Here is a 14787-nt window from a genome sequence, read left to right as displayed (position 1 = left end):
TTAAATCGAAGTACAGTAACCTGTACTTCGATTTTTATTTATTACCCTAACAGCTTATATATCTGTTGCTATGGGAATAGGACTAATAAATGACAATTGAATCAATCCCCCCAACAAATAAAATGCTACAAGCAGATTTAGTAAAGCTTAATGACAAAAATATTAAACCCATGACAAAAAGTTCTACTTCCACAGAAAATTTAGATACTGACGTGAAGCAAACTATTGACAACGTAACTGGTTTATTACAAAGCATTGTAACCCTAAAAATTTCAGATAAAGTACTACGAAAAATACCTTCGGATGAATATTTGCATTTATTAAATTTACTTGATGAAATAGTTCATGGATCCGTCAATAAACGGGTTTAAAATGAATGATCTGCTTTTGAATAAAAAACCAATATAAGAATAATAATAAGGGGCATTATGGGCTTATCATCACCTGGAATAGGATCTGGACTCGATATTAAAGGCATGGTAGATGCAATGGTTAAGGCGGACGTAGCGAGTGCGCAAGCCCGTCATGATAAAAAATTAACCTATGCCAGTGCAGAGATTTCCGCCATTGGCCAAGTTAAAAGCATTTTAGCCAATTTACAAACAACGCTAAATAATTTATCTAATATGAGTCAAATCAGTAAAATGAAAAGCTCGATTAGCGATGCTAAATATTTTGATGCAACAATTACGACTCAGGCTCAACCGGGGACGTACCAAGTTCAAGTGCAATCCCTAGCCCAATCCCAAAGCCTTTCCAGCACTTATTTTGCAAACAGTGCTACCTCTGTAGGAGATGGTACGATTACTTTTAATTTCGGTACCTATAGCAGTGATCTAAGTACTTTTACTGCAAACTCAGAGGTAAATCCATTAACGATTACCATTGCACCAGGAAGTGATAGCCTCCGTGCAGTTTGTGATGCAATCAATACAGCAGATGCTGGAGTAAGTGCCTGCATCATACAAGATAGCTTAGGTGCTCGATTAAGTCTTACCTCCTCTGAAACAGGAGAGAACTATGCGATGCAAATTACTAGTGATATCGCAACCTTGAATTATGATCCAACAACGAGTAATACATCACTAACACAAAATTTAGCAGCACAAAATAGTGTTGTGCTCGTTAATGGCATGACAATAAATCAAAGTACGAATCAACTTAAAGAGGTACTTTCAGGAATTACGCTTAACTTAAAAGAAGTTACCACTGGTTCAAACATTAGTTTAACGGTTTCAAACAACCAGGAACATCTAACAACATGCATTAACGACTTCATCAAAAAATATAACGAATGCATGACGTTGTTAGCTAGTGCAATCGGATATGACGCAGAGACACAAACCAGTGGATTTTTCCAAGGTGACTCCCAAATCAAAGGTTTGAAGCAAAACATGCAGCACCTTATAAGCAGTTTTACTGCGCCAAGCGGTAGTCCTTTTCAATCACTTGCAGACATCGGGATTACCACCAAAAAAGGTGGTGCATTGGAGTTAGATCAAGATACGTTCAAAACAGCACTCAACGAAAACTTTGAAGCCATTGGCGCTTTATTTGCAAAATCCATCACTGCAACAGATCCCAATATTCAAATTAACTCGATGGATACTAAAGTTGCGGCGGGAAGTTATGACATTTTTTTAACTGATTTTGTTCCTGGCGTGAGTTTATCAGGACGTATTGGAGATCTTCCTGGAATATCTACTGATGGTGTTACCATGACAGGAGCTGGGAAATTAAATACTTTATCGATTAACGTGCTTGCCGGTGGAACAGGTGATCGTGGTCAAATCATTGTCAATGATGGGGTTGCAGTCCTGCTAGATAAGATGCTTGATGGTTATGTCGGTGACAAAGGCGAGTTTGAAGAGCGAACAGATACATTAAATAAAAACGTAAATCAGTTAAATAAAGAGCAAAAACACATTGATGATAAAAGCAAGATGCTGGAGCAGAAATATCTAAAACGATGGAATGCTGTCGATCTGCTTATCTCAAAACTACAAGATACAAGCGGAATGCTTTCTCAGGTTCTGGCTAATTTACCCAAACTAAAAGTTAAAGATTAAACCTATAAAAACAGTTGGCCAGCTTTTAGATTATGCGGGTCAACTTACACACGGACTTAAGAGGTATTAATTCATGAAAAATCCATATAAAAAAGCAGCAGATCAGTATAAATCCATTGAGTTAAAAACTCGGGTCGAAGCAGCAGATCCTCATGAGTTAATCAACTTACTCTTGCAAGGTGCACGGAATCATATCGCTGCAGCGCAAGGGAGCATGGAACGCAAACAAATCAGGGAAAAAGGCGAGCACATAAGTAAAGCGCTGGGTATTATTGCCGGTTTAAAAACCTGTCTAAATCAAGAAGAAGGTGGCGAAATAGCGGCTAACCTACTCCAAATCTACGAACATATAGAAATATTACTTTTAAAGGCTAACTTGCATAATGATGAAGAATTATTAGCTAAATCATGTGAATTACTACGGGAGATACATGACGCTTGGAAAGAAATTTCTCCCAAGACATCGGAAACAACAAATTAATCTTACCTCCTAAAAAAACGTAGTCCGTATTGGGCGAAGTCGTAATACGGCTACACAACAAAATGTACTGAAAAAAATTTTATAAAGTTATTCAGTAACATGCCGCTAACGATAATATAAAACCCAAATTGAGATCATGCCATGAAAACTATGATATCAATGTTGATCTCAGTATACTTTATGCTGAGTAACTCATTTGCTCTAGCTGCTACCACACGTTATGGAGAAAGCTTATGTAACTCGCCAGATTACCTCTGCATCAAAATTAAAAATGGGGAAAGTTGGGATGATCTCTTTCCTAATGCAGAAGAACGAGATATGGTACGCCGCATTAATCGTATGAACATATCCTTACGGGCAGGAATGACCATTGCGGTCCCCAAAAACATCGATCGTTTAACGATTTATGATGTATCCCCCTTCCCTCGCTATATCGAATCTACAGGTGAAAAAACGATTTACGTTAGTCAAAAAAAATTAGCCTGGGGTGCTTATGATGTGGATGGAGAACTTCTTTGGTGGGGGCCTATATCATCTGGGCTAAGTAAATGCCCAGGAGTACGTGGTGGATGTACAACACCTACGGGTTCATTTCGTATTATTCGCAAGCAGGACATAGACTGCGTGTCTACGGTATTCCCACAAAGAACTTACGGTGAAAGTGGTGGTGCTTTAATGCCTTATTGCATGCATTTTTTCCGTGGCTATGCATTGCATGGCAGCGATGATGTTCCCGGCTTTAGAGCTAGCCATGGCTGTGTACGCATGTTTACTGAAGATGCACGATGGCTTAATGAAGAATTTGTGGATTTACCAGGTGGCGGTATGCAAGGAACCAGAGTGGTTATTGATGCTCCGAATGACCCAAATGAGAAATAAGTTACTTAACTTAATGATAGACGGAGTATGAGTGTATCTAGCGCAGAAAACCAGTTCATTCTGACCCAAATAGTAGAAATACCAAAAAACCCTAGACAGACCGATATTTTATTTGATGTATTTGATACTAATGTGTTATTTTTGGCGGTTGGCTTTTGATTGAATGAATCTGGAGAATAAAACACTAATGGCACATTACAATACACAATCGCTAGAAAATTCTGGCAAAGGTTCCATTATGTCATGGATCGTATGGGGATTAGCTTGTTTATTCTATTTTTATGAATGTCTTCTCCAAGTATCTCCAAGTGTGATGAGTAATGAGTTAATGCGAGATTTTGCCGTTACAGGGCAAACGCTAGGTATTTTATCAGGAGTTTACTTCTATTCTTATGCAGCAATGCAGCTCCCTGGCGGTGTACTAATGGATTATTTTGGACCACATCGCCTTTTGACACTAGCAACTGTAGTTTGCGCTGTAAGTACCATTGCTTTTGGTATGACCGATAACTTTTTCATGGCGTGCATTGCCCGATTAATGATCGGTTTTGGTTCTGCCTTTGCGGCAGTAGGAACCATGAAATTGGCAGCAAACTGGTTCCCATCCCATCGCTTTGCATTATTAACCGGTCTGATGGTTACCCTTGGAATGCTTGGTGCCATTGGTGGTGAAACACCATTAGCACTGCTTATTGAAGCGTTTGGCTGGCGTAAAAGCATGATGATTATGGGCTACATCGGCCTTGTTCTCGCCGTATTGATTTTTATTATCGCTAAAGATACCCCCAAAAACTATCATCCACCCGTACATAATCTTCCCAACGAGGAAGAAGAGCATTTGATACCCAGTTTAATTGCCTTGATGAAAAACAAACAAATTTGGCTGGTCGCCTGTTATGGCGGACTAATATATATGGCAACTCCTGTATTTTGTGGACTTTGGGGTGTTCCATTCCTTATGGCAAAAATGGCGATTAGTAAAGAAACTGCGGCTAATTATATATCCTTAGTATTTGTTGGCTGGGCAATTGCCAGTCCTTTATGGGGAATATTTTCCAACCGTATTGGCCTGCGTAAACCACCAATGTACATAGGTTGTGTCGGTGCCCTATTCTGCTCCTTATTCTTTATCTTTGCTCCGATTACTTCCTCTTTCTTAATGCAATTTTTCCTATTTTTCTTTGGTATATTTTCTGCAGGCTTTTTACCAGCATTTACTGTCGTTAAAGAATTGTGTAATAAAAAATATGTTGCTACCGGTTTAAGTTTTATGAACATGATGAATATGATAGGTATTGCTCTAGCTCAACCACTTATCGGCTACATCCTTGATAAATTATGGACTGGTGAGTTGAATGGAACCGTCAGAGTCTATCCTATGGAAGCATATCACACTGGATTAGCTATTCTTCCATTAGGTATGTTCATCGCGTTACTTATTTTGCCTAAGATTAAAGAAACTTATTGTCAAAGTGTGAATTAGGGCTGTCATAAACCGCCTCCTTAAATTGTACTTGACCAATAATCCGCATGAATTACCGCGGTTTGACTGCGGTAATCAATCTCTAGCAAGCGATACCGAAGATTAATTATACGCAGCATCAAGGCTACCATTCTAAATTCGCATCATAATCTAGGAAGTTACTCACAAAAATGGCATTTTGAAGTTTCTTGGGTATAATACACACAAATTGTGATCTCAATGTAGGTTTAATCAGCATGCTCAAACCTGCATTATATTTAAAGTAGATTTTTACTATGGCTAAAAAACTGTACATTAAAACGAATGGCTGCCAAATGAATGAATACGATTCAACAAAAATGGCAGAGGTATTGCGCGAATCTCACGGTCTTGAGAAAACAGATCAAGTCGAAGAAGCAGATGTAATATTACTTAATACCTGTTCTATTCGTGAAAAGGCACAAGAAAAAGTATTTTCTCAATTAGGACAATGGCGTGATTATAAAGCTAAGAATCCCCATGTTGTAATTGGGGTTGGCGGCTGTGTTGCCAGCCAAGAAGGATCTGATATTGTTAAAAGAGCCCCCTTTGTAGATCTCGTTTTTGGCCCACAAACATTACATCGCCTTCCTGCCATGCTGAATGAGCGTATCGAAAAGAAGAAGCCTGTTGTAGATATTAGCTTCCCCGAAATTGAAAAATTTGACCATTTACCTGCGCCGAGAGCAGAAGGACCAACGGCCTTCGTTTCTATTATGGAAGGATGCAGCAAATACTGCAGTTTCTGTGTAGTTCCCTATACCCGTGGTGAAGAAATCAGCCGTCCTTTTGATGATGTATTGGCTGAATGCTACCATTTAGCAACCCAAGGAGTGCGCGAAATCAACCTGCTTGGACAAAATGTTAATGACTATCGTGGCAAAATGGAGAATGGTGACATTGCTGATTTAGCTCTTCTAATCCATTATATTGCTGCAATTGATGGAATTGGCAGAATTCGTTTCACCACGTCTCATCCTTTAGCATTCTCAGATAACTTAATTAATGCCTATGCCGAAGTCCCTGAATTGGCAAATCACTTACATTTACCAATACAAAGTGGTTCTGATCGCATTTTAGGTCTTATGAAACGCGGCTATACTGCATTAGAATTTAAATCGAAAATCAGAAAACTACGTAAAGTACGTCCTGACATTCGCTTGTCTACTGATATTATCGTTGGTTTCCCAGGAGAAACAGATAAAGACTTCCAGGCAACTATGGATCTAGTACATGAAATCGGTTTTGACATCTCCTTTAGCTTTATTTACAGCCCAAGACCAGGAACTCCTGCGGCTAATTTAGCTGATGACACCCCAATGGAAGTCAAAAAACAACGATTACAAATTCTACAAAACCGATTGCTGCTCCAATCATCACGCTATAGCCAGTCCATGATTGATAGTACGCAAAGAATATTGGTTACTGGACATGCTAAAAGAGACAGCCAACAACTTTCTGGCCGTACTGAATGCAATCGTGTAGTAAATTTTGATGGCCCTACTCATTTGATTGGCCAATTTGTTGATGTTCATATTAATGAAGCATTACCTAACTCATTACGTGGACGTCTTGTTGAAGTTGAGGCTCACACATCCTAATGATAGAACATATTCAAAAACAATTAACGGTTCCCCGCGAGCACCATAATCAGCGCATAGACAGTGTGCTCGCGCATATGCTTCCCGAATATTCCCGCTCACAAATCAGTAACTGGATAAAAAGCGGTTCCGTCACCATGAATCAGAAACCCTGCAAACCTAAAGATAAGGCTCTGGATGGTGACCTCATTGAAATTAACGTGGATCTTAATGTAATTGACACCAGCTTCGAGTCGTGTGCTCCTGAAGCAATTCCATTAAATATCGTTTTTGAAGATGATGAATTATTGGTCTTGAATAAACCTGCCGATATGGTGGTGCACCCAGGTGCGGGAAATCGAGAACATACCTTGGTTAATGCCTTATTGCATCACGCACCATCTCAACATCATTTGCCCAGAGCCGGAATTATTCATCGCTTGGATAAAGATACTACGGGTTTATTAGTAGTGGCCAAAAGCTTAACAGCCCATACCTCCCTAATAAGACAAATGCAAGCGCGAGAAATTCAACGCCACTACATTACTTTAGTGCAAGGTCATCTCATTTCAGGGGCAACCATTGAGACAGGTTTTGGACGTCACCCTCGTAATCGCTTGAAAATGGCAGTGCAGGAGCACGGGCGAGAGGCGATCACCCATTATTCAATAAATAAGCAATACCAAGACTTTACTCTGCTGGATGTTAAATTAATGACTGGACGCACGCATCAAATTCGCGTTCATTTAGCACATATAAATCACCCAGTAGTTGGCGATCCACTCTATGGTGGTCGTATGAAAGTCCCTGCCCAGGCATCATCTGAGCTGCGAGCACTCATTCAAGAATTTAATAGACAAGCCCTGCATGCATGCAGTCTTTCTTTTTTCCACCCGGATACAGACGAGGAGTTGACATTTACAGCTCCTTTACCTGATGATTTTCAATATCTTCTTAACACATTGGACGCACATTATGAAGACTAATTTAGCCTGTTGGCCAGCGCCCAAAAATATCACCGCGCTGAGCACAACTCGTCTGTCGGGATATAGCTTAGCCCCGTATAACTCCAATAACTTAGGATTAGGAGTTGGGGATAATGATCAACATGTTTTGCAAAACCGCCAGCAACTAGTTGAGTTACTGCATTTACCTGGTGAACCTCAATGGCTACGCCAGACACACAGTACTCGTTGCGTGTTGGTGGAAGAAGATGCAAATCGAGAGGCAGATGCCTCCGTAACACGTTCAAGTAAACATCCGCTCGTGATTCTTACCGCAGATTGTTTACCCATTACTCTATGCAATGTACAAGGCAATGAAATTGCCGCCATTCATGCAGGTTGGAAAGGCTTAGTAAATGGTATCGTAGAAAATACGCTTGCCAAAATGCACAGCAAAGCCTCCGATCTGCTCGCATGGATAGGACCCGCAATTTGCCAAAAATGTTATGAAGTGGGCGATGAGGTCTATGAAACCTTCACCACGAAATATCCTTTTAGCAAAGAGGCATTTAAACCAGTTAACTCAAAATGGCTGGCTAATTTGCCGAAAATTGCGGAATTGGTGCTGAACTCTCAAGGCATAAATGCGGTATATCAGTCCGAATTATGTACTTTTGAGTCAGAAAGTGAGTTGTATTCCTATCGCAAAACCTCTCAAACAGGTAGAATAGGCACCTTAATCTGGTTTAATAATCAACCTCAACCTCAGGACTAAAAATGATAAAAAGCATGAAAGTACTCTTTAGTGCCCTGCTGCTTGCAAGCATGCCGCTAGCTCATGCAGCGGAAGAAGTAGTTATACCAAGCATGGCACCTGTATTAAAAAATATTATGCCTGCCATTGTGAATGTTGCCGTACAAGGTTACTTACCCAATGAAATCAGCGCTCCAGGGGCTGCAGCTGAAGAAGAAGTACAAAATAATAGACGCTCTAGACAATTGCCAGAAAAAGGACGCAAATTTGAAAGCATTGGATCAGGCGTAATCGTTGATCCGCAACAGGGAGTTATCATTACAAATGATCATGTGATTCGTAATGCCACTCTAATTACGATTACCTTACAAGATGGCCGACGTCTAAAAGCAAAACTAATCGGTGGTGACAGTGAAACCGATTTGGCCGTGTTAAAAATTGATGCAAAAAATCTAAAATCATTACCTATTGGTGATTCAGATCAACTGCAAGTTGGTGATTTTGTGGTGGCAATTGGTAACCCATTTGGCTTAAATAGCTTCGGTAACAGCCAATCTGCAACCTTTGGTATTGTTAGTGCCTTAAAGCGTAGCGATTTAAACATTGAAGGTGTAGAAAACTTCATCCAAACAGATGCGGCAATTAACCCAGGTAACTCAGGTGGTGCGCTGGTTAACTCTAAAGGTGAGTTAATTGGTATCAATACAGCGATTCTTTCACCTTACGGTGGTAACGTAGGTATTGGTTTTGCTATTCCGATTAACATGGCAAAAGATGTTGCACAACAAATTATAAAATACGGTTCAATTCATCGTGGATTGATGGGAATTTTTGTTCAACACTTAACTCCTGAATTAGCTCAAGCTATGGGATATCAAGAAGATTTCCAAGGTGCATTGGTTGCACAAGTTAATCCTGGTTCCCCAGCAGAGTTTGCAGGTTTGAAAGCTGGTGATATTATTACTCAAATTAATAACACCAAAATCACTCAGGGAACTCAGGTAAAAACAACGGTAAGCTTATTACGTGTAGGTTCTAGCGCCAAAATTATGATTCAACGCGATGGTAAGCCCATCACTCTTGATGCAGTAGTTACTGACGTTAAATCCCATGAGCAAAAGCTACAATCAAGCAATCCATTCCTTTACGGTTTAGCATTAAGAACTTTTGATCAAGAAACCCCACCTCATGGTAATGTTACAGGAGTTCAAGTTGTCGGTGCGGTAGAGAGCAGTGCTGGATGGCGTGCAGGTCTAAGACCTGGTGATATTATTATTTCTGCTAATAAGTCTCCAGTTAAAGACGTAAAATCATTACAACAAATTGCACAACAAAAGAAAAATGAGTTACTGGTACAAGTATTACGCGGACCTGGTGCTCTTTATCTGTTAATCATCTAAATCTCTAGCCCGTATTAGCACAACCTAATACGGGCTACACCCTCCCCACCTTTCAATATGGATAGCCCTATTGATTTATATAAAGAAAACTGTTTAAGATAGAAAAAAAATTGCCCTGAAAAATGGATTTTTAAATGCCGAAAATAGTCAAGATGACTGTATCCCTGGCTACTTTATTGTTTGGCCTTAGTTGTTATGCAGGCAAACCGTTATGGACAATTATTCCAAATCAGGGTTACCCACCTCAAATATCACTCACCTCAGCAAGCACAGCAACAATTAAATATACAATCACAAACCAATCCCGTAGACCACATACCCTGGCCATGAAACCGATTGCAGGCATTACGCAAATAACAAGCCCTGGTAATTGCCCAGGCTCATTTACTTTGGCATATAAACAATCATGCACCTTGAATTTATTAGTCGATGGCAATCTTTTAAGTGGCAATATATATAGTGGGCCAATTATATGTCAGCAAGAAAGGCAACTCGAATGTTACCAACCAAGTGCCGCGAATGCTTTAAGCATAAACTTCATCCCCTTAGCAAAATACTTAATCACTCCATTGGCAAGTGCAAATGGAACTATCACCCCAAACACGCCCCAAACAATATACGCTGGAACCAATTTAAAGTTCACTGCAATACCAAATACCGGATATCAAGTGGATCAATGGTTTGTTGATGGTGGAATTGCTCAAAAAGGCGGTTCGACTTTAACCCTGCCTCATATTGATGCGAATCATACCGTAGAGGCAAGCTTTGCACGTGGTGGAATAATCTATGCAGGAACGGCAAGTGGCTTTATCTATTTTTCTAATGATAATGGTTTAACCTGGAATATAACCACCCCACCCTCCAGCGGATATAGGGTCAATGGTGTTTTTGCTAGTAACACCACACTGTATGTGGCAAGTGCCGATGGCAAAGTATATTATTCAACAAATAACGGTTCGTCTTGGACTGCGACAGTGGCTGTTGCAGGAAATAGCCCCATAAATAGTGTTTTTGTGGTGACAAACGGCTCGACTATCATTTATTGTGTAACTCAGGATGGACACGTTTATTATTCAGCTGATGGTACTACATGGACAGCAACAGCCACAAATCCAGGCACAGGAGCTATCAATAGCCTATTTATCACCCCAGTCAATACAATCTACGTTGGAAGCCAGGATGGAAATGTTTATTATTCACTAAATAATGGAGTAACCTGGAGTCTGATTAATGGCCCAGAAACAAGTACTCCAGTACCGGTATACAACGTATTTGCCACCAACAGCCAACTTTATGTTAATACTCGGCAAACAACATCTAATGATACCCTTCCCCCAGGAACAATTGATTTTGAATACACCTATTCAAGCAATAGTCTCACAGATACTAATCCTATGTGGACTCTGTTATCACAAATAACTTATACATTGTTCGTCAACTCTGATGCGAGTTTGATTTATGCTGGCACGCAAGGTGGCTATGTATTCTCATTAACAACTGGTGATGAATTGGGATTTATAAGCCATAGTCCAATAACCAGTTTATATTTTCTAGATTAACTGAGTCATAGGGAGATCACTCATGTCAAAACTTAAATTCCTATTACCATTGAGCTTGATGGCAATGACTTCCTATGCGAATTCAATACAGTCCTTAGCAACTGTGACCAGTCCCGGATTTAATTTGCTAATACAGGCAAATTTGATTAAGCCAGTACCTGCAAATACAGAACTGTCATTTACTGTATGGCTGAAATTACGCAATAAAGATGCACTTGATCGGCTTGTCCAGGATATTTATGATGCTAACAGCCCTCGTTATCATCATTATTTAACTCACACTCTTTATGAACAAGAATTTGCTCCAGACAAAGATACAGAAGAATTAATTCAACATTTTTTTGTAACTCAAGGTATGCAAGCAAAAATAATAAATCACAGTATTCGCGTAAAAGGTACAGCAGGACAAATCAAACAAGCACTGCATGTACAGATGAATTATTATCGTTACCAACAAGAAACAGTTTATGCTAATGCGAATGAGCCCAATCTCCCCCTCGAACTCGCTGAATTTATTTCGGGAATCACAGGACTTAATAACCTCCCTGAATTTCATTCAAATCTAAGTAGTGCCGTTCAGATGCATACTACAGAAACTCATGATTTGAATTTTATTTGGCGCAATTTTATGCCAAGCGCTATTCCTACTAATATTTCCTTACAAGGATTTACGGGAGCAAATCTCCAAAAAACCTATAATTTGAGTAATATTCCCAAAATTAATGGAACACGTTTAGATGGTACCGGGCAAACCTTGGTAATCGTTGATAAATGTGGCTCGAATGGACCTGCACAAATATTAAGTGACGCCAATCAATATTTTGCTGGCAATGGTATTAAACCATTTACGGTTTCTGGTCCTGCGAAAAATTTTGCCATAATTAATCCTGATGGTACACCCTTTACATCCTGCCCAGGCACTCCCTCGTTTAGTAGAGAAATTGTTTTGGATGTTGAGGCTTCTCATACCATTGCCCCTGGCAATAATACTGCTTTGGTTTTGGGAACAAATCAGCGTGATACATTAATCGGGGTGATTCATACCTTAATTCAGAATAATTACAGTATCAACAGCTTCAGTAATGCCTATGTTATTTCTAATAGCTGGAGTAGTGCTGAAACGAATGATCCTGCACTGGAATCGACATTAGAACTGGCTGCCGCAGCAGGGATCAGTGTGAATTTCTCTTCTGGTGATTGTGGTGATAATACTTATCCAACAGCATCAAAATGTAGCGGGGCCTGGCCGTCCTCCCCCCTAACAGTGAATTACCCATCCAGCTCGGCTTATGTTACTGCCGTGGGGGCAACCGCCTTATTTGTTGATGCGAATTATCGTTATGCATTTGAGACCGTTTGGGGAACCGTACGTTCTATTAGTGGTACCCTATCCTATGCTGGAGGCACGGGGGGAGGAATTAGTCAATATTATGGCCCTGTCACCTGGCAAAGTTCAATCAGTAGTTTTACTGCGGGAGGTTATGGAGTTATCAGTAGTTTTGGCAATCTTCGTGCTTTACCTGACGTTGCAATGCTCGGTGACCCCCAAACTGGACTATTAATTATTGCCAATGGAACACAAGTACAAGATGGGGGTACAAGTTTGGCCTGCCCATTATTTTCAGCGACCCTACTTTTAGTGAATCAGGCACGTAGCTTATTAAATAAAGGAACTCCAATTGGCCAGGCAGCACCTTATTTATATCAAAAAAATGATGTACTCCTTGCCAACAGAGCGATTAACCTCATTATTCCCCCAGCCCTGATTATTAGTGGTGCAACTCCGCCGCCTTTAATCACAATACAAAATACCCCAGCTCCCGCATCTGCATTTACACTCGGTCATGTAACTTTTGGCTGGGATTCAGCGCTTACGGTTGAGCCTGAGGGTCAATTTTGGAATGATGCTGTTGGTGTCGGTTCACCGAATATTCCTAATTTTGTAATAACGATGGCGAATATGTAGACATAAAATAGCGTAACCTAGTTGCACGCAACCAGGCTCACTTAAACTAGAAGAGCAAATTACCGCAGTTTGATAGGTACTTTTAACCATCCCCTTTATTTGGCGTGTTGAATGTCAAGAGGCTCTCATTTGATGCTAAGTGTCCCTTACTTATTAAAAAACTCTCTTTTGCATCTTGATATATTTTTAAACAATTATCAAAAGTATCGTTTGGAATAAATGTTCTCAAATATTCAGTATCAACATTTGGTTTTGCAAACTCATCACTGCTTACATAGTCTGGATCCTGCAAAATTTTTTCCATTTCATCTTCAGCACGAACATATTCCTTCACAAGCTCCTGCACGGAATAACCAGGAATTATGTTTGAATTATGAATAATAATAGGTAGCAAGTTTTCACGCATTAATAAAAATTGGAGCAACAACATTGAATAAGTCCTACCGACTCCATCTTGAAAGGGATGTAGCAATACGGCATGTTTTAAGTAACTAAAAATTGCAATAAGTTTTTCATCTTTAGTTTTTGCTTGTGTTAATTGAGTTTCAAGCTCGCTAATTTGTTGTTCACCAATCGCATTCAAGATTTCGTCAATATTGTTTTTTGCGCTGCCGCCCTCAAAATGTTGAACAAAGGAATTAAATTGCGCATTCCATAGGGTCTCTGCTAATTCCTTCGAGCTTTTAGTTAAATCAGAAATAATTTGGACTGGTTTGTCGTTTTCATAAATATTAAAAGAATGATAATTATATCCATATTTTTCTTTTATAGATTTTAAATAATCAATTGATTCAATTAAACCGGATAATGAATCCCCAAACTCGCTTAATTGCCAAGCCACCCAGGTATGGCGAAATCTCCCCGGAGTAAGTGTGTACATGTTTTTTACATTTTCAGTAGCTATTTTATGTAAATTTTTAATAAAATTGGTGGTCAACGGCTCATCGTTAGCCAAACTTGATAATACAGAACTTAGCCCCCTTGTTGCATGTATTAAATAACCGGGCTCTCCATCCTCAAAAGCTTGCCATCCAACCAACTTATCGATATATTCTGTAAGGCGTTCTTTTTTTCTATTCTCTAATCTAAGCATAGCTAAAAACTTTTTGTCTTGTTCACTAGTAAAAATTTCAAATAAGTCCCCAATCGTTAGGGAATTCAATTCTTTCTTCATTTGCTCTAAAGACCGGCTTCGTATTTCTGGAGCAGGAAGACTATTAAACTTTCTTGAATAGATCTCATAACAGAACTCATATCTTGCATCGTACCTTTCTCGTTCAACAAAGAACCTCCAGAACTCTATATCAGGAAAACCTTCTAAAAATCGTCTTACATTATCCTCACGTGAAATCTGCTCTTTTGAGTCATGCTGTTTAAAAAAACGAATAGGCATATCATGCACCATGATCTATATTTGTTCATAAAGTATAGTATGTGATCCAAAAATATATTAACGAACACTAAAAAGTTTCTGGCGAAGTTGCTGTAAAAAAAGCAAACATAGAAAGGAAGAATAGAACCCAGGCCATTAAAACCAAGAAGGCAGGAATTTCTAAACCTAAAATAAGGGCGTAATGCGCAACTGCTTTTGAATAAATAACAGCCAAAAACAACAAATTTATTAACAATATAAAAAAAACACTATTTTTATTAA

12 protein-coding genes are annotated in these 14787 nt (G+C 39.5%); 11 read left to right on the top strand and 1 reads right to left on the bottom strand.

Annotated features, from left to right (window positions below):
- Window positions 1-89 precede the first annotated feature (89 nt).
- The 11 genes from ACQY7T_RS05130 (at window position 90) to ACQY7T_RS05080 (ending at window position 13133) form a co-directional block, all read left to right on the top strand.
- Complete coding sequence (locus tag ACQY7T_RS05130; RefSeq protein ID WP_428411683.1) at window positions 90-371, top strand: hypothetical protein; 282 nt, start codon at window positions 90-92, stop codon at window positions 369-371.
- Between the two features lie 57 nt (window positions 372-428).
- Window positions 429-2069 (top strand): flagellar filament capping protein FliD, encoded by a 1641-nt coding sequence (fliD, locus tag ACQY7T_RS05125; protein WP_428411681.1) that lies wholly within the window; start codon window positions 429-431, stop codon window positions 2067-2069.
- A 73-nt stretch (window positions 2070-2142) separates the two neighbouring features.
- On the top strand, window positions 2143-2550 hold the full coding sequence (gene fliS, locus ACQY7T_RS05120) for a flagellar export chaperone FliS (protein ID WP_428411679.1): 408 nt from the start codon (window positions 2143-2145) through the stop codon (window positions 2548-2550).
- A gap of 150 nt (window positions 2551-2700) precedes the next feature.
- Entirely contained in the window at window positions 2701-3429 is a 729-nt protein-coding gene (locus ACQY7T_RS05115; protein ID WP_428411725.1) for a L,D-transpeptidase, read from the top strand.
- A 187-nt stretch (window positions 3430-3616) separates the two neighbouring features.
- The gene (locus ACQY7T_RS05110; RefSeq protein ID WP_428411677.1) at window positions 3617-4912 is read left to right on the top strand and encodes an MFS transporter; all 1296 of its coding nucleotides are present in this window, start codon (window positions 3617-3619) and stop codon (window positions 4910-4912) included.
- A gap of 275 nt (window positions 4913-5187) precedes the next feature.
- Window positions 5188-6531: a tRNA (N6-isopentenyl adenosine(37)-C2)-methylthiotransferase MiaB gene (gene miaB, locus ACQY7T_RS05105; RefSeq protein WP_428411675.1), complete on the top strand. Its 1344-nt coding sequence runs from the start codon at window positions 5188-5190 to the stop codon at window positions 6529-6531.
- The gene (rluD, locus tag ACQY7T_RS05100) at window positions 6531-7496 is read left to right on the top strand and encodes a 23S rRNA pseudouridine(1911/1915/1917) synthase RluD (protein ID WP_428411673.1); all 966 of its coding nucleotides are present in this window, start codon (window positions 6531-6533) and stop codon (window positions 7494-7496) included. Before miaB ends, rluD begins: the two co-directional genes overlap by 1 nt.
- Entirely contained in the window at window positions 7486-8229 is a 744-nt protein-coding gene (gene pgeF / locus ACQY7T_RS05095; RefSeq protein ID WP_428411671.1) for a peptidoglycan editing factor PgeF, read from the top strand. Before rluD ends, pgeF begins: the two co-directional genes overlap by 11 nt.
- Before the next feature lie 2 nt (window positions 8230-8231).
- The gene (locus tag ACQY7T_RS05090; RefSeq protein ID WP_428411669.1) at window positions 8232-9608 is read left to right on the top strand and encodes a Do family serine endopeptidase; all 1377 of its coding nucleotides are present in this window, start codon (window positions 8232-8234) and stop codon (window positions 9606-9608) included.
- A 134-nt stretch (window positions 9609-9742) separates the two neighbouring features.
- Window positions 9743-11167, top strand: a complete 1425-nt coding sequence (locus ACQY7T_RS05085) for an InlB B-repeat-containing protein (RefSeq protein ID WP_428411667.1) — start codon at window positions 9743-9745, stop codon at window positions 11165-11167.
- A gap of 22 nt (window positions 11168-11189) precedes the next feature.
- Window positions 11190-13133 (top strand): S53 family peptidase, encoded by a 1944-nt coding sequence (locus ACQY7T_RS05080; protein WP_428411665.1) that lies wholly within the window; start codon window positions 11190-11192, stop codon window positions 13131-13133.
- A gap of 82 nt (window positions 13134-13215) precedes the next feature.
- Here the strand turns inward: ACQY7T_RS05080 and ACQY7T_RS05075 are convergent, their stop codons facing one another.
- Window positions 13216-14526: a hypothetical protein gene (locus tag ACQY7T_RS05075; protein WP_428411663.1), complete on the bottom strand. Its 1311-nt coding sequence runs from the start codon at window positions 14524-14526 to the stop codon at window positions 13216-13218.
- Window positions 14527-14787: the final 261 nt, after the last annotated feature.

Source organism: Legionella sp. (assembly GCF_965140895.1).
Lineage (GTDB): Bacteria > Pseudomonadota > Gammaproteobacteria > Legionellales > Legionellaceae > Legionella.
The sequence above is the reverse complement of the archived record's forward strand: the minus strand, read 5'-3'. Positions and strand labels throughout refer to the sequence as shown.